General features: G+C 46.9%; 22 protein-coding genes. All 22 read left to right on the top strand.

The features are described from left to right. Positions 1-9 precede the first annotated feature (9 nt). Positions 10-429, top strand: a complete 420-nt coding sequence (locus ACR65H_RS12150; protein ID WP_440500550.1) for a phage tail tube protein — start codon at positions 10-12, stop codon at positions 427-429. Positions 430-492: 63 nt separating this feature from the next. After that, on the top strand, positions 493-891 hold the full coding sequence (locus ACR65H_RS12145) for a phage tail assembly chaperone (protein ID WP_440500549.1): 399 nt from the start codon (positions 493-495) through the stop codon (positions 889-891). Positions 892-1,082: 191 nt separating this feature from the next. Beyond that, entirely contained in the window at positions 1,083-3,425 is a 2,343-nt protein-coding gene (locus ACR65H_RS12140) for a tape measure protein (RefSeq protein ID WP_440500548.1), read from the top strand. After that, entirely contained in the window at positions 3,425-4,102 is a 678-nt protein-coding gene (locus ACR65H_RS12135) for a LysM peptidoglycan-binding domain-containing protein (protein ID WP_440500546.1), read from the top strand. The genes ACR65H_RS12140 and ACR65H_RS12135 overlap by 1 nt, the downstream gene beginning before the upstream one ends. After that, positions 4,099-5,169: an XkdQ/YqbQ family protein gene (locus tag ACR65H_RS12130; RefSeq protein WP_440500544.1), complete on the top strand. Its 1,071-nt coding sequence runs from the start codon at positions 4,099-4,101 to the stop codon at positions 5,167-5,169. The genes ACR65H_RS12135 and ACR65H_RS12130 overlap by 4 nt, the downstream gene beginning before the upstream one ends. Further along, on the top strand, positions 5,166-5,621 hold the full coding sequence (locus tag ACR65H_RS12125; protein WP_440500543.1) for a DUF2577 domain-containing protein: 456 nt from the start codon (positions 5,166-5,168) through the stop codon (positions 5,619-5,621). The genes ACR65H_RS12130 and ACR65H_RS12125 overlap by 4 nt, the downstream gene beginning before the upstream one ends. Then, complete coding sequence (locus tag ACR65H_RS12120) at positions 5,618-6,040, top strand: DUF2634 domain-containing protein (protein ID WP_440500541.1); 423 nt, start codon at positions 5,618-5,620, stop codon at positions 6,038-6,040. The genes ACR65H_RS12125 and ACR65H_RS12120 overlap by 4 nt, the downstream gene beginning before the upstream one ends. Further along, positions 6,040-7,092: a baseplate J/gp47 family protein gene (locus tag ACR65H_RS12115; RefSeq protein WP_440500540.1), complete on the top strand. Its 1,053-nt coding sequence runs from the start codon at positions 6,040-6,042 to the stop codon at positions 7,090-7,092. The genes ACR65H_RS12120 and ACR65H_RS12115 overlap by 1 nt, the downstream gene beginning before the upstream one ends. Then, a complete protein-coding gene (locus ACR65H_RS12110) occupies positions 7,089-7,853 on the top strand; it encodes a putative phage tail protein (protein WP_440500539.1) in 765 nt (254 codons plus the stop codon). The genes ACR65H_RS12115 and ACR65H_RS12110 overlap by 4 nt, the downstream gene beginning before the upstream one ends. A gap of 3 nt (positions 7,854-7,856) precedes the next feature. Continuing rightward, positions 7,857-8,156 (top strand): hypothetical protein, encoded by a 300-nt coding sequence (locus ACR65H_RS12105; protein WP_440500538.1) that lies wholly within the window; start codon positions 7,857-7,859, stop codon positions 8,154-8,156. Between the two features lie 2 nt (positions 8,157-8,158). Next, the gene (locus ACR65H_RS12100; protein WP_440500537.1) at positions 8,159-10,735 is read left to right on the top strand and encodes a sialidase family protein; all 2,577 of its coding nucleotides are present in this window, start codon (positions 8,159-8,161) and stop codon (positions 10,733-10,735) included. A 75-nt stretch (positions 10,736-10,810) separates the two neighbouring features. Beyond that, positions 10,811-11,458, top strand: a complete 648-nt coding sequence (locus tag ACR65H_RS12095) for an acyltransferase (RefSeq protein WP_440500536.1) — start codon at positions 10,811-10,813, stop codon at positions 11,456-11,458. A gap of 137 nt (positions 11,459-11,595) precedes the next feature. After that, positions 11,596-12,354, top strand: a complete 759-nt coding sequence (gene kdsB / locus ACR65H_RS12090) for a 3-deoxy-manno-octulosonate cytidylyltransferase (protein ID WP_440500535.1) — start codon at positions 11,596-11,598, stop codon at positions 12,352-12,354. Between the two features lie 27 nt (positions 12,355-12,381). Then, positions 12,382-12,618, top strand: coding sequence for a hypothetical protein (locus ACR65H_RS12085; RefSeq protein ID WP_440500534.1), 237 nt, complete (start codon positions 12,382-12,384; stop codon positions 12,616-12,618). 147 nt (positions 12,619-12,765) lie between these two features. Further along, positions 12,766-13,329 (top strand): hypothetical protein, encoded by a 564-nt coding sequence (locus ACR65H_RS12080; RefSeq protein WP_440500532.1) that lies wholly within the window; start codon positions 12,766-12,768, stop codon positions 13,327-13,329. A 1-nt stretch (position 13,330) separates the two neighbouring features. Beyond that, positions 13,331-14,725, top strand: a complete 1,395-nt coding sequence (locus ACR65H_RS12075; RefSeq protein ID WP_440500531.1) for a hypothetical protein — start codon at positions 13,331-13,333, stop codon at positions 14,723-14,725. After that, on the top strand, positions 14,725-14,946 hold the full coding sequence (locus ACR65H_RS12070) for a hypothetical protein (RefSeq protein WP_440500529.1): 222 nt from the start codon (positions 14,725-14,727) through the stop codon (positions 14,944-14,946). Before ACR65H_RS12075 ends, ACR65H_RS12070 begins: the two co-directional genes overlap by 1 nt. After that, the gene (locus ACR65H_RS12065; protein ID WP_440500527.1) at positions 14,939-15,085 is read left to right on the top strand and encodes an XkdX family protein; all 147 of its coding nucleotides are present in this window, start codon (positions 14,939-14,941) and stop codon (positions 15,083-15,085) included. Before ACR65H_RS12070 ends, ACR65H_RS12065 begins: the two co-directional genes overlap by 8 nt. Beyond that, a complete protein-coding gene (locus ACR65H_RS12060; RefSeq protein ID WP_440500526.1) occupies positions 15,085-15,381 on the top strand; it encodes a hypothetical protein in 297 nt (98 codons plus the stop codon). Before ACR65H_RS12065 ends, ACR65H_RS12060 begins: the two co-directional genes overlap by 1 nt. 1 nt (position 15,382) lies before the next feature. Next, the gene (locus ACR65H_RS12055) at positions 15,383-15,679 is read left to right on the top strand and encodes a hypothetical protein (protein WP_440500524.1); all 297 of its coding nucleotides are present in this window, start codon (positions 15,383-15,385) and stop codon (positions 15,677-15,679) included. Further along, the gene (locus ACR65H_RS12050) at positions 15,676-15,891 is read left to right on the top strand and encodes a hypothetical protein (protein ID WP_440500522.1); all 216 of its coding nucleotides are present in this window, start codon (positions 15,676-15,678) and stop codon (positions 15,889-15,891) included. The genes ACR65H_RS12055 and ACR65H_RS12050 overlap by 4 nt, the downstream gene beginning before the upstream one ends. Positions 15,892-15,893: 2 nt before the next feature. Then, the gene (locus tag ACR65H_RS12045) at positions 15,894-16,688 is read left to right on the top strand and encodes a peptidoglycan DD-metalloendopeptidase family protein (protein WP_440500521.1); all 795 of its coding nucleotides are present in this window, start codon (positions 15,894-15,896) and stop codon (positions 16,686-16,688) included. The last annotated feature ends 62 nt before the right edge of the window (positions 16,689-16,750 follow it).

Here is a 16,750-nt window from a genome sequence, read left to right as displayed (position 1 = left end):
ATGACGCAAATGTTAGATGCTACAAGAACGCTTATGGGAACGTTCGGAAAGTTACATCACGAAGGTGAATGGCTTACGAACGTGACAGGTATTGAGTTGAACGCTGACATTAACTACGAAGAAGTGCCTCGCGCTGGAACTCGCGTTCTCGGACATAAAGCGGGGACGATAGTAATGGAAGGTACGATACAGAGTTATAAGGTGACACCGAAATTCGTCGATGCTATTTCACAAATCCTTGACGACAAAAAAGGTGCATTTGTTACCGAGCTTATGGCTGAAATGGATGACCCCGAGAATCCTGATATGAAGGGTTTTTACAGGGTTAAAGGCGTCCAGTTTAAAAACATTCCGATCCTAAGTTTCGAACACGGTTCGATTGTAGAAGAAGAGTTGCAGTTTGTGTTTACGGGATACGAGCGCATGTAATAACGGCGGGGCTTCGGCTCCGTCTTTTTAATACGAAAATTAACCGAAAGAGGTCGATTATAGATGGCGGAAATCAGCGCATTAGACGCATTGCTAGGCGCGTCAGTTGATGTTGAAGAGAAAGTATATATTAAACGGTTAAAAACAAATTTCACGGTCAAAGCGCTTACAGGCGACAAACTAAACGAACTACGCGAACAATGTACGTACACGGAAGGCAAAGGCGCAAATCGCCGGACTTTCACCAACGAAGACGAACTCGGTAAATTACTAATTGCGGAGGCTTGTATCGAGCCGGACTTTAGTGACGCGAAGTTACTTGCAAAATATGGCGCGAAAGATGCGGCAGATTGCGTACAGAAAGCATTGCTCGCGGGCGAAGTTACGACGTTATCGCACGCTGTACTGGACGTGTCCGGCTTTGATAACGCGGCGGAAGACGTAGAAACAGCAAAAAACTAATAAAGGCCGGCGGTGAAGCGGCGATGTTAGACCGGATATTCCAGCTACATCACATACCTCCGGACGAAGTATATGCGAAAGAATGGCGTTATCGCGCGTTTATGTACGCTTCGGAAGAATTAGCGATGGAGCGAGAGCGGGCGGAAGCGCGTAAACGGAATTAGAAATAACAAGGAAAGGAGGCGGCACGATTGGATTTAGTCGCAAGGCTTAGTTTAAAGGACGACTTCTCGGCGCGAATGAAGAAGGTTACGAGCGTACTTACACGGACGAAGCAAGCTACAGACACATACCGCGACTCGCTCGGACGGTTGCGCGATTCTAACGGACGATTCATAAAGGAAAACGAAACACTTTTTACGCGAATGAAAAACTCGTTCAAAGGCGCGAGAAAATCACTTAGTGACGTTAGTGGTGGGTTTTTTGACGTAGGCAGAAGTTCGTCTTCGGCGCGGTCTAGCGTTAACAGCTTCAAGACTTCGCTTATGAGTATTGCGTCGGCTATCGGACTTACAGCGGCGATTGCGGGCGGTTTTAATATGATTAAATCGTCGGTGCGCTCGGCGATGGCGCGTATTGATGTTATGGAGTCCTTTGAGCGCGTGCTTACGGAGCTTACCGGCTCGGTCGAGAAGACGAAGGAAGCGCTAGACAAGACGCGCGAAGCCGTAACCGGAACAGCCTACGGACTTGATGTAGCGGCGAAATCAGTGCAGAACTTCGTAACGCGCGGCATGGAAATCGGCAAGGCGACGGAGACGATGGCTGCGTGGGGCGACGCGGTAGCATTTTACGGTAACGGCTCGAACGAACAGCTCGAAACGGTCATGGACGCGCTTGCGAAAATGTACTCGTCGGGCAAGGTCGCAATGGATCAGATGAACCGGCTATACGACGCAGGTATTGACGGTGTAGGAATGTATGCAAAAGCGGTCGGACGCGACGTAAACGTAGTTCAGAAAGAGCTATCGAAAGGTAAGATTCCGGCGTCGCAATTTATCGACGTAGTTACGAAAGCGATGATGGAAGGTACGAACGGCGTCACTAAAATCGCGGGAGCTGCGAAAGAAGCCGGAGCATCGTGGGGCGCATCCTTCGATAACATGCGGGCAGCAGTAACGCGCGGTGTCACGGACATTATTCAGACTATCGACAAGATGCTCGTAGACAACGGCTTGCCGGACATGCGAGCAATGATCGCGGAGTTCGGGCGGACATTTGAGCGTAATCTTAAAAAGGCGGCTACCTTTATCGCGCCGTTAGTTACGCAATTGAAGCGCATATATAACGCAATCAAGCCGATAATGCCCGCACTCAAAGAGCTTGCCATTGCGGTAGGTATTGCGGTAGCGGCGGTCGCGGGCTTCTTCGCAGTTGTCAGCGCATTTAAGGCGATAGGCGCGGCGATTATGTTTCTTACGTCGCCAATCGGACTGGCTATCGGTGCTATTACGGGATTAGTCCTCATATTCCGCAACCTCTACAAGACTAGCGAACCGTTCCGCGCGTTTATCGACAAAATCGTCGGTGGCGTCAAAGGACTGTTTAAAATTATGTCCGGCGACAAGGCGGGCGGTCTAGGCGCAATGCTAGAAGCGGGCATGAATACGGAAGCGATTCGCAAAGTATTCGCATTCGCTGACGGCATTAAGAACGGATTTTCTACCGTTAAAAACTTCGTTATGTCGTTCGTAGACAATATAAAGCCGCGAGTGGCCGAGTTCGTTACGTACCTTGCGCAGAAGTGGCAGGACCTGCAGCCCGGCATTGCGACGTTACTAAGCGCGTTTTCTACGGCAAAGGAAACAGCTGTTAATATTTTTACTACGTTGTGGAGCGCATTGCAGCCGGTATTTGGCGCATTAGGCATCGCATTCCGAATTATTGCAGACGTAGCAGTAGCCGTATTCAATAACTTGATTGCGCCTGCCGTTAAATTCGTATGGGGCGCTTTTCAGACGCTGTGGAAAGTGGTCGGACCGATTCTAAAGTTGGTCGGCGAAGCTATCGGCATTGCGTTCGAAGTGTTGAGTATCGTATGGGAAAACATCGTAAAACCGTTTGCATCGTTCATGAAAGATCAGTTTGTCAGCGCATTAGACGCAGTGACGCCAGTGCTCGACGCAATTAGTGGCGCTTTTGAGTGGCTCGGCGAAAAGGTCGAAACTGTTGCCGGATGGTTCAGTGGATTCCGCGACATGCTTTCGAACTTTAAAGTGCCGTCATGGTTATCGCGCTTAGGCGGAGGCGGTACAGTCAAGTTCGAATCTAACGAAGGTGACGGTGGCGGTAAAGGCGGTAAGTCGAAGTACCACGGGATCGATTACGTGCCATACGACGGCTATCAGATTTCGGCGCATAAAGGGGAAGCCGTAATTACGGCGGCCGAAAACAAGGAACGCAAAAAGGGCGGACTGACCGGCGGAATTAGCATTTCCGGCAATACGTTCCATGTGCGGCAGGAATCGGACATTGACGCAATAGCCGAGGCATTGTACGTAAAAATTAACGGGGCAGCGGAGGCGGGTGCGTAATGGCAATCGAATTTTGGCTATCGTTTAACAGTGGCGCGGAAAAGTTGCGCCTACCCGTCAACCCTCCGTCACTTAGCGTAAAGTCACCGTTCGGCAACACGGACATCAATATTACGCAATTCGGCGAGTACACCGTAATAGGCGAGCGTGGCGCGGCGGAACTTTCGTTCAATTCGTTTTTCCCGCGCGAATATAACGCGTCATACTGCGAGTACGCAGACTTTCCGTTACCTGCGGAATGCGTACGTATTCTTGAACGATGGCGCGACGAACGTAAGCCTTTACGCTTTGTCGTGACTGGAACGGACGTAAACTTTGCGGTAACGATCCGAGACTTTAGCTACGAAGTTCAGCGCGCGGGCAGTCCGGGTGACATTTACTATACGCTATCGCTAAAGGAATATCGCTTCTTAGACGTACAGCCGACGGTAGTAGACGTAAGTGCTACGCTAAATGCGCCAGTAGCCAAGAAGCCAGCGGCGAAGAAACGTCCGCCCGTCGTCAATAAGGCGAAGTCTAAAACGCCCGTGACGAAAACAAAGGTCAAGCAAGGCGACACGCTGCCGAAAATAGCCGGTAAGGACTGGCCGAAAGTATACGAGGCGAATAAGAAGGCAATCGGCAATAACCCGAACATCTTGCGACACGGCACGGAAATAACGAGGACGACGATATGAAGCTGCGCGTTCTCTATTTTCATAACGGAGTCATGCGCGACCTTGCCGGCGGTTTGCAAAGCGTAGAAATTGGCGGCGACACTGCGCAAGCATTCCGCACTTGCTCGATTGCGTTAAATAATACGCGCGACGGACGGCGCTACGCAATTCCGTTTAAAAATGGCGGTGAGCTACGCGTCCATTACGGAGATATCGAGTTCTTTCGCGGAGTTATATTCGAGTCATCAATCGACGCAAAAGGCGCGCAGTCACTAAAGGCGCATGACGCGAATGTTTATCTGACGAAGAATAACGACACCGTGCGCTTTGTCGGCAAGACAGCTACGCAGATAATCGCGACATTATGTGGCAAGTACGGCATACCTACGGGATCACTCGCAACTACGCGACATGTAATACCGAAGTTTATCGTGCGGGGCAAGACGCTTTACGAAATCGCAGTATTGGCGCTCACGGAAACGCAGAAGGCGACGGGCAAGCGCTATAGATTGCGCAACGTTGCGGGCAAGCTCGAACTCGTCGAAGTCACTGCGTCGGTGAAGCATTTAACGCTCGAAAATGGGCGCAACATTATCGACGCGTCGTATTCGGAATCCATCGAAGAAGTACGTACACGCGTCAAGCTAACGGGCGGTGACGAAAACAAGCCAGTAACGGTCGAAGTTAGTTCGCCTAGCGCGTCGAAATATGGAATCATGCAGCATTACGAACATAACAGCGACGTAAAGTCGGTCAAGCAATTAAAGCCGCTCGCCGACGCATTACTTGCGGAGCTTTCCAAGCCGAAACAGGAATTTAACGTAACAGTCATAGGAGATATAGACGTAGTAAGCGCCACGTCGGTTTTAGTTAACGAAACTATGACAGGCATTAAGGGCGCTTTTTATGTTGCGGCGGATTCACACAAGTTTGAAGCGAACGGCCTACACACGATGTCCTTGCGTTTAACACGCGAATTAGAACTCGAACGGATTGAGTACGAAGCGCCGGAAGAACCGAAGCCGAAGAAGGCGAAGAAGAAAACGGCGAAACAAAAAGCGAAGGAAGAGGAGGCGGCTAAGAAATGACGGAGAAAATCGGACGGGAAGGTAACGTTTATTCGAAACTGGTACAAACAATACGCGATGTCGGCTATTCCAAGCCGGTGAATATCGAAATCGCAACGGTCGTCGACGCGCCTCCTAATCTGCGCATTAAACTCGATCAGGACGGCTTAATACTTGAAAAGGACGACTTAATTGTTGCGGAGCATCTTACGCGCCATGAGCGCATCGTTTCGGTCAATTACGAATACCCGAAGACGTGGTTACTGGCAGACATAGGCGATATGCCGAAGGACGCGGATTCCTCACGCAACTACATCGGAAGCGCGCAGGCAATCCCGTACGAAAAATACGAAATGCTAAACGCCAAAATGACGTTTGAGGACGTACTAAAGCCGGGCGAGCGCGTCATTTTGGCGTGCTTGGACGAAGATATGGTCTACGTCGTATTGGATAGGGCGGTGTGGTACGTATGAGCTTACTACCGGATAATCAAACGGAATTACTCGATGCTTATTTGCGCGCAGAACAGGACGCACAGCCGGAGCCTACGCTGACGTACCGGCTGAACTTCGGTAATGGGCGCATCGGAGGAATGGTCGACGGCAAGGACGCAATTAAGCAATTCATCGTCAAGGCGATACGCACCAACCGGTCGCACTTCCGTATTTACACGGACGACTACGGATGCGAAATCGAATCGCTTATCGGTAATGACGTCACGGAGTCGTTTATCCAAGCGGAAATTCCCCGCATGGTGCGCGAGGCTTTGATTTACGATGATCGAATAAACGACGTATCCAACGTAACGGCAACGCGACTTGGCGACGCCGTTTTTATTACGGCTACTGTCGATAGTATTTACGGAGAAGTCACGCAGGAGGTGACGATATAATGGCGGAATTATATGAACCGCGCACAATAGACGAAATACACGCGGAAATGCTCAATAGTGTCCGCGACGACGTAGACAAGCGGGAAGGTTCGGTCGTACACGATATGACTGCGCCGACTGCGGAGCAAATCGAGCTACTAGACTACGAGATACAGGCGGCATATTTAAACGGATTCGCAGACACGGCGGACTTACTATACTTGATCCGGCGCGCTGCGGAAATGGGCGTCGACTGGAAGGACGCAGTACCGGCGCGCGGCAACGTAACTATCAACGGAAGCGAAGGCGTAGTAGTGCCGGCTGGCTTCCGTGTTTATACGGATAGCGGCGTATACTTTGCGACTACGGCAGACGCAACATTAACGGCAGGCACGGCAACAGTCGGAGTCATCGCAGAGGCAGGCGGAGAAGCCGGCAATATCGGTATAGCGGAAATTACGCAATATGTGCCGTCGGTTGCGGGCATTACGTCAGTAACGAACGACGCGCCTTTCACAGGCGGCATTGACGCGGAAACGGCGGAAGCACTACTTGCGCGCTACCTGCTGAAAGTCCGCAAGCCGATCACGTCGGGCAACGTCTACCACTACGAAAAATGGGCGACGGACGTTGAAGGCGTAGCAACTGCGAAGGTATTTCCGTTACACAACGGGCCGGGGACGGTCAAGGTCGTAGTTATTGCGGAGGATGGGCGCGCGCCAATACCGGAAGTTATTACGCGAGTTGCGGAAAATATCGAAACCGAGCGTCCAATCGGCGCAACAGTAACCGTCGTGCCAGTGACGGAAATAGCCGTTAATGTGAGCGCAAAACTGACGCTTGCAGGCGACTTGGAAGCGGCTGACGTACTAGACGCAGTTAAGGCGTCAATCGGCGCTTACTTGCTTGCGGCGGCTCATACGGGCGTTGTCCGTTATGCGCGCGTAGGGGAGGCGCTACTCGAAGCGGACGGCGTGCTTGACTACGAGAATTTAACGGTGAATGGCGGCACATCAAACGTAACAATTGCGGAGGATGCCGTAGCTGTCGTCGGTGAGGTGACGATTGTATGAGCGCGGAATTTACTAAACGCGACCTACTAGACACCTTACCGCGCTATTACGATGACAGTCCGGAAGTTGACGCAATTATGGAGGCGAACGCGGGGCAAGTTGCGAATACACGTAAGTCTGCGCGCGAAGTCACAGATCAATTTTACGTAAGGACTGCGACAAAGGACGGTCTTTCCGCGTGGGAGCGCGTGCTTGACTTGCCACCGCGTCCGAACTCGTCGCTGGCGTTTCGGCGCAATCGCATACTTGCGCGACTGAACGGTACTGCTCCGGCAACGGTCTCGTATTTGACGGACGTAGTAAATGCGCATGTTGCGGACAAGTCTGCGCGCATTATCGAAGTAAACGGCGAGTATCGGTTCGAGGCGGAAGTTGATGTCAGGCAAATGTCCGATATTACTCCGATTTATAACGACATTAACGACGTGAAGCCTGCGCATTTGGCGTTCGGAGTTACGGGGCTAATATCCGAGAATCTTAGATTGCGCGGTAAGCAGTACGCGTTCGGCGTGACATACCTAATTTGCAACATGTTCAATACGTCCGGAAATACTGCGTTACTATCAAGTGGCGTTGCTATGGGCGGTAAATCTAACGCCAATGCGGTTAGGTATCCGCGAGCAGGTGCGACAGTTGCTTCTAATAACACTAACGCGGCGAGTTCAGCGATGTTTAGCGGCGAGATTATGCCGAATGCCTCGGATAACAGCGTGATATATCCGAGGGCAGGCGCAACAATTACAGGAGAGGGGCTTGCGTAAATAATGACGATAATACAGCCGGTTTTGACCGATACGATATTAAACCTAATGGACGATATACTAGCTCGCGGGAAAGTAAAGATTGACGGCGTGTATAAGGATTACGAAATCTTTAAGTCCGTTCAAGACGGTAATACATTGCGAAAATATATCTACCTACAATCGGAAGAAGGTTTGGTGCAAGAGGCGCAACTGCTTAGTACGGGCGGCGACATTCTTGCTACTAAGCCTTTTTCTATTAGTAAACAAGACGACGGTTTAATCCTCGCGTTTGAATTTAGCTTAACGATACAGGAGGGATAATTTTGACGAAATATACGCCGATTGATTGGAAAGACGAAATCGTAGACGCGAACGGAAATGTCGTGCAAAAGGGAACGCCATTATCTGCGGAGAATTTAAGGAGAATAGACGATGGGATCGTTGCAGTTGCTACGCAGTTGGCGGATACTGCTCCACAATTAAAGAACGCACCTTACATCTATCAAGCTATGGGAATGGCTTTCGATTCGAATGATCCTACTTTGGTCGATCATGATACACACGCTTCATGGCCTTACTCAAATGTTCATTGGGATGCAAAAATAAATAAAGTAGTTGTGTTTTATACAATCAAACCAACGCATGCTTTAACAAATGTACGGCTGATGATGCGACATATGGATGTAAATTACAACTTTACTGAACCAAAAGTAATTGCTGATGGCAGAAAAGAAAATCTAGCTTTGCGTTCGCAGGGTAGTTGTATTTTACCTAATGGAGATTACTGTGTATTTGTATCACGCATGGACAATACAACACAAGTTCAACTAGGTTGTGATATGTACATTAGTTCGGATAGTGGAAAAACATGGACAATTAGAGAGATCGGTCTTTATGGAAACCCGATAAAAGGTCAATGGGGGGATATCAATGGTGCAATCGTAACGAAGACGGGACGAATTATCACATATTTATGTGAATATCAAACGACAATCGCCCGTTTTCTCTATAGCGATGATAATGGTGTTAATTGGTATTGGTCAGAATGGGAAGGCGGCAGTACGTACTACAACTATAGTGAGCCTGCCTTTCTGCAACTAAGCAATGGTACGATTATCTGTTATTTAAGACCGAATAGCGGTGGACAACCGTTGGATGCAATACCGGAAAAAGCTATCTTTACAAAATCAACAGACGGTGGACTAACGTGGTCAAAACCAATCCAATCTAAATCAATCACTGATTTCACTCAAGGGAACGGACAATTATTATTAGATAAAGAAGCAGGTCGTGTGGAATTCCTGTATTACTCACGTCATAAAAAGTTAGACGATATGTCTAGTATTTATCAAAGTATTGCTTCTGAATCTGATGCGGAAAATGATAATTTCGGTGAACCAAACCGTATCATCAGATTTAACCGCACAGATTCTTACGATGGAAAAATCGGAGATGGCGGCTATGTAGGTGCGTGTTACTTGCCTGATAAAAGAGTGGTCGGTTTTTATTACACTGGGGATAAAGTAAAAGCCAACATTTGTTACTTTGTTGGTAAAAAAGGTACTAAAGAAAATATTGATTACACGATCGAAGAAAGATACGGCACAGTCACTAAATTTTCTAAAGAAAATGATGTAAATAAGAAATTAGAGGCGGTAGACATATTCAAAGAAAATTTACTGCCTTTAGATTCTGCATCGTGGGATCAGGGAGCGTTGTGGGGTGTTGTTGGTGGGAAGGAAAACCCTCAACCCTTACCGAACAGAATAAGGCTCAAAGGCGGCTTGAGTATAAAAGGAAATACCTCTTACTCCTTAACTAATCTAAATACAGCGTACAGAGTATCAATAAGACAATATGATAAAGACGGATTCATCATTGCAATTACCGGTTGGGTAGATACTTTAACATTCAAAACCGAACCCAATGCGGTAAGACTCGGTTTTCTGATATCTAAATCAAACGATTCAGATTTAACGCCCGCCGACATAACTAACGCCAATATTATATTTTCTTCTATTGATATTGAAGAAAAAATAAAGTCTATTAAATTAGATATTAATAATCTATACGCATCGAAAGAAAATATCGTCCCTCTAAACCAAAGGTGGGAGCAAGGGTCGTTCGGCGGCGGCGGTGTAGGTCAAACGGAAACTTTAGTTGATGCCGCAAACAGAATAAGAACTGGCGGTTTTATACAAGTAATAGGTAGCACAAATTACGAGTTAACTTTTACTAATCCGTCATACCAAGTAGGCTTGAGACAGTATGATAAAAACAATGTTTTGGTGTCCGATAGCGGGTGGCAGAGCACTAATTATCAATTTGTGACAAATAAAAATGCTGTTAGAATTAAATTAGTTGTTAGAAAGGCTGATAATTCTAATCTTGTTCCTTCTGAATCAAGTTCATTTAACCTATCTATTAAAGGAGCAACTCCTTATAGTTTAAAACCTACTTTTATCTTTGACGAGGGTAGAGAGAAGAAATGGATTACAGGTGGATGGGTAGAAGGAACAGCGGTAGGGGCTGGGACGGCGACTAAAAATACGGATAGTCTTCAAGCTTCCTTCAATCTCGGTGATGGTGTAGCCGGGAAACAAGGTTTTATTACTGCGAGTCCAATCGACATTACTAATATAAGTGAAATATATGCTACTGCTGTAATCTCCAATATAACGGGTTCTGCAAAGGCAAATATTACGATATACAACAAAAGTAATCCGACAAGTTCATCTGATGGTCGTTTGGCGTATATAGAGTATGGAAATGTCGGGATTAATAATATGGTTATCGACGTAAGTGCTTTATCAGGAAATGTTTATATTGCGGTTGGAGGGGGCAAGCCTTTGAGTGGGTCGGGGCAAGTTGATGTTAAGTTTTATGAAATTTGGTATTAACGGAATTTAAGAGTTCGAGAAACTCTTATGATACAATTAAACTATCATTTTTTTGTCGAAAAGGAGAGCTTCATAATGATTGGGAGATTGTATCATAAGGCGAAACAATTAAAATTTAAAAGTGCTTATTTACCTAAATCCTTGTATTATTCACTTAGGTATCGTATGAGTGGGTTCCCTATTTATACTCACTGGAAAAGCAATTTTGTGGCTGATCGTAGTTCAATTATTAAAATAAAAAACCATTTGATTATTGGGCATTTGTATGGACTTTTATGTCGTCAACCTGCGTATGTAGAAGTGAAAAGTGGAGCAACGTTAGAAATAGATGGAAAAGCAGAGCTTGGGAAAGGCACTGTAATCATTGTAAACAATAATGCAAATCTATATATTGGAGATAACACATATATTGCTGGTGACAGTAAAATATATGCTGTTAAAGAAATTCGGATTGGATCAGATTGTGCATTATCGTGGGGATTAACAATAATAGATTCGGATTTTCATACGTTGCTCCCTGATCAGAAGGAAAAAGTGAACTCAATATCTATTGGTAATCACGTTTGGATAGGCTGTAATGTTACAGTTTTAAAGGGTGTGACTATTGGAGATAATTCTGTAGTTGCTGCTAATTCTGTTGTGAATAAAGATGTGCCACCTAATACATTAGTAGGTGGTAGTCCAGCCGAAGTAATAAAAACGGATGTAGATTGGGAGCTATAGTACGGACTGGGTAGCTTTAATAACAGTGAAATTCTAAGAGATGTAGGCTGAATAAAGAAATATCTTTATAATATCTTCCTATTGCAAGTTTTATGGTACTATTAAAATAGTTTCAATCTTGTGATAGGAGGATTTATATGGATATCGTTTGTATAATTCCGGCGCGTTATAACTCTTCGCGTTTTAAAGGAAAACCCTTAGCTGATATATGCGGCAAACCAATGATATGGTGGGTTTATAATCAAGCGAAAAAAGTAAAAGAATTTAGTGAAGTATATGTTGCGACTGATAATGACGAAATTGAAAAAGTTTGTCAGGAACTTGGTATTAATACTGTTATGACTTCTAACAATCATCCGACAAGCACACAAAGAGTAAATGAAGTTTCCAAGAAAATTCAAGCTGATTTATATGTGGTTATTAATGGGGACGAGCCGCTGATACAACCAGATACGATCAAAGCTATTATTCCTGAAACATTTGAAAACAATCGTCTATATGTTGCTAATTTAATGACAAAAATCAAATCACAAGAAGAGGTGGAGGATAATACAAATATAAAGGTTGTAACTGATCATGAAGATTATGCGTTGTATTTTTCAAGAAATCCTATACCATTTAGAAAAAACGGGATTGAAATTGAAATTGACTATTACAAGCATTTAGGTGTTCTTGTTTACAATGCAGAGGCACTTGAGTTTTTCGCTAATACCCCAAAGGGGAACAACGAATTAGTCGAAGATGTCAATGAATTAAGGTTTGTGGAGCATGGGCAAAAGATTAAGATGATCGAAGTTGAATCAGATACTTTATCTGTTGATGTGCCCAATGATTTAGAAGTAGTGAAAAACATTATAGAAGAAAGAATTAAAGCAGGAATGGCACATTCAATGTAAAAAAGTGAACGAAAGGAGAAGAGTGTAATGATTAAATCTAAGGACTTAATAGTAAAACTTGCAATAAAAAATCTTCAACTTGAAGCAAGAGAAAAGGCATTGTTGAATATCCTTGCTGAAAAAGAAATTATTGACCTTGAAAGTTACTACCAGACTGTAGAAAGCAGCTATCTTAACGGTGAATCAATAAAGGAACCGTATAAGGAACTACTAGAACTAAGTGAAGAAGAATTCCAAGCGATAGACCTCTTAAATAAATCTTAAAAAGCATCCTGCTTGGGTGCTTTTTCTTATTGCACTATAGACACAGTAGGAACAAACTGTGTAGTAACGAAAAACAACAACGCACATACAAGGACGCCCTAACCGGCGTTCTTTTTTGCGTACAAATTTAACGAAAGGGTGGTTGTTTTGCAAATTAAACCGTACACGAAAACGGAATGGCGCGACCACATTATCGATATTATTTCGGGCAATGTCGTCCAAGAAGGCACTCGGTTCACGGCACAGCGCGCCAATAATATCGAAGACGGAATTTTCAACATGTACTTGCTACTCGAATATTACCGCGATCAACTCCAAAAGCAACAGGTGCAAATCGATATGTTCGGACGTGCACCCGCAAATAACGGTACATTCTTCGACACACTCGACGGAGGAAATTCGAAGCAATTGACGCGCCTAACAAGCGAAGCGGTGGCGCAAGCGGCGGTAACTGCTGGCGCAACAACGATTAAGGTCGACACTGTACCGTTCTCAGTCGGAGAAAATGTTACGATTTTCGACGATGTATCGCAGGAAACGGTTAAAGTGATTGCAATTGCGAGCGAGCAGTTGACGGTTAGCGCGCTGACTAACGCTTATAAGAAGGGCGCAAGAATAAGTCGGTCAAATTCCGTAGCAGATACGGCTAGGCAACGTCTATTGTTCGGCGCGTGGGGCAATTATAACGTCGCCATAACGGAGGTGGTGTGAGATGGCGAAGTATCGCTACAGTAAATACACAATCAAAACAACGCCGCTATGGTCGGCGGTGAAAAACGAAAACGTAATAAGGAGTTTTAGTCAACTTGGTAATTATACCGTTTATTCCTCGGATAGTATCAGAACCGATGGCAGGTATACATTGTTAACCCCTGTAACGAGGCATGGCGAACAATTAGGCGGTTATCGCACAGAGTTAGTCAACACGTCAACAGAAACATCATTTGTTATTTTGAATAACGGACAGATAGAAGGGAATCAAGTTATATATTACGATTCTCAAAAACGCATCAAAACTCTACTAAGTGAATCTAAATCAGCCGGAACTTTAGTAGGAACCGTTACCGCAGAAGACGGCACTTACCCCGCGAACGGGGAGCATGACGACGGTTACTGGTACGTTCGCGGTTCACAAGTCAATAACGTACCCACAGTTACCTTATATACCGCAGACAGCCGTACCATACTAGAAAATGAGGCAATAAACATCTCGGGAACCGTAGTGGATGCAGACGCAGGTAACGTCGTAACCGTACGTTACAGGATTAACGATGGCACAGTCCGCGCATTAACTTCTAATATTTCTACCGGCGCAGTGGTCTCGTTCAGTAAAGTTTTAAAGTATAATTCGGGATCGTTATTTGACGGCTCCACAACCGTAGTCGCGTCACTCGCCGAAAACGTCTCACACACCTTGCGCGTATGGGCGGAGGACGATCAAGGCGGTAAGTCCACGGAACAAGTTAGGACGTTTAAAGTAATTGCTAACCGTCCGCCGGATATTACGTTCAAGCCTTTCGCGCAACCTAGCGATTTACTTAATACGGACAAAGTAACGGTTAGCGGGTCGGTAAGTGATCCGGACGGCAACCTTGTTCGAGTTCGCTATCGAATCGCTGACGGCGCATATACGGAAATATATAACGGACCTACTGGCGGGTCTTTTTCATTTGACATCGGACTAGCGCTACTCGCGGAGGGTCCGAACGCATTAACAGTACAAGCTATCGACAGCTTCGGCGCAACAACGACGAAGACGTTAAACGTAACGAAGTCTGCGCCGACAGTACCGCTCAAATCGTCCGTCACGCGCTATAAACTTACGCCACCGAACGGAAGCGCAAAAGGCGTTCTGCTATGGGTCGAGCGCGACGCAGACGGCATCGAATTAAGCGCGGAAATCAGCATGACGGCGCCAGGCGAGGCGGAAAGTTTCACGCCCATGACGAAGACTGTTACGGCATATGTAACGGACGGCATCGAAGAGGACGAGTTTACGTACGACGCGGCAGAAGCAAAGGAGAACATCGTTATCCAACTGACACAGACGCGCACAGACACGGCAAAAGACGTAGGAATCACGTTAATTTCGGGGGTGTTGTCGTAATGACAATCATGCGGAGAAGGCGGCTGCCGGACGGTAGTTTCGGCGAGCTGGAAAAGGTATTTGTCGGAGAAACAGACGCGGAAAAGATTGCACGACTAGAGGCGGAAAACGCATCGCTCGCCCTCGCCAATATCGAAAAAGATATACGGCTGGAAACGGTCGAAGAGTTACAGGCGGAAATGTTACTTATTTTACTAGACGGAGGTGCGACGAATGAATAACGTATGGTATAACGCAGCAAAGGCGTACTATCCTCGCTTTTACACGAAGGATGACGTTAAGAAATTCGTAGTTGCGAACAAGATTACCCCGGAACAATACGAAGAAATCACCGGCGATAAATACGAGGTGGCCGCATAATGGAAATTACAATCGGTTTAATCAGCGCACTTGTCGGCATGGCCCTCGGCTACGTCGGCTTTTTGCGCACACGTGACAAGGACGTTAAAGCGAGCGCAGCCGAGTCCGCAATCGTTACGACCAAGCTCGACAGCATCGGGCAGGACGTGCGCTCTATACGCGTCGATCTAAAGGTGAACGAACAGACAATCGCAGGCGTATCGGAGCGTATCATACGCGTCGAGGAAGGCGTAAAGCAGGCGCAGGAAGGCGTAAAGGCCGTCAATGAGCGCGTGGATAAGTTAGGGGGCGTATGATATGCGCCTACAAATCGTAAGGCAACCGCGCAAGCCGAAGAAGCCGACGGAGTTCTCGAAAAAGCTACTCTACGTAATATTCGGCGTGACGGGCGTAATCATCGCGTTCACGCTTGCAATTATATGGCGGACGGGCGACACTAGTCCGCTCGCTTATTTAATTCCGTCAGTATTCGCAGAGGTTGCGACGGCAACGGGCTTTTATTACTGGAAGGCGCGCAAGGAGAATGAAATTAAATTACGGAGCGTGTACGGCGATGATGCCGTTAGCGCTACGGAAGGGGACGATATACTATGACGAACTTTAAACGCAAACTGGCGTCAAGAAAGTTTTGGGCGATGGTCGCAGGTTTTGTAGGCTCGCTATTAGTCGCGTTTAATGTCGGCGAAAATGACATCGCGCAAGTGGCGGCCATTATTACGAGCTTCGGCGCAATTGCCGTCTATATTTTGCAGGAAGGTGCAATCGATAAGGCGGCGGTCGACAACGAAGAAAAGGCGGAGGATTAACGATGTTCATTCGTCCAAGCGCCGGCCGTCTGACATCACCATTCGGTATGCGCACACATCCGGTAACGGGCAAGCCTACGACAATGCATTGGGGCGTAGACTTCGGACGCGACGCCGGTACACGCATAGTTGCGGCGGCTGACGGCAAAGTAACCTACGCAAAATCGACGAATGGCTACGGCAATACCGTAATGATCGAGCATGTTATCGCCGGCAAGCTGTATACGACGGTCTATGCGCATCTTGCGTCGTTCAATGTACGCGTTGGTCAATACGTTAAAGCAGGTGCAACTATCGCGGTGATGGGGACGACTGGCGTCAGTACTGGCGTTCACTTGCACTTCGAAGTTCATACTGGCGCGTGGAATAATCGCTTTACTAACGCAGTTGATCCGATGCTTTATATCGTTGACCCTGCGGTAAAAGCGTTACAAGCGTTATTAGTTGCGGCGGGCTACGCAGTTAAAGTCGACGGCATTGCGGGGCCAGCGACGGCGGAGGCGATTAAAGCGTTCCAACGCGCCGTAGGACTTGCGGTAGACGGCGTGGCGGGCGCTAAGACTTTGGCTGCGCTAAAGCGCGCTAAACAGGCGCAAGGCAACGCAGGAACGACGCAAAAGGAGGCGGACTACTTGGCGGAGAAACTACCGGCAACACAACAGGCGGACATGCGCAAGTTACTACAGCGCGCATTCGACGAGAAAGTATTCAGCGTGAATCACACGGCGAAAGTAAGCACAATGACGCGCGGCGAAGCGCTGGACCTACTGATTAGTTACAACGCGCGAAAGAAATAAACAAGGCGACCTACTCCGTTTAATTACGGGGCGGGTCGCCTTTTTGCGTTTGACTAGGCACT

This window comes from Sporosarcina sp. SAFN-015, assembly GCF_059415085.1.
This window is presented reverse-complemented; position numbering and strand designations above follow the sequence as displayed.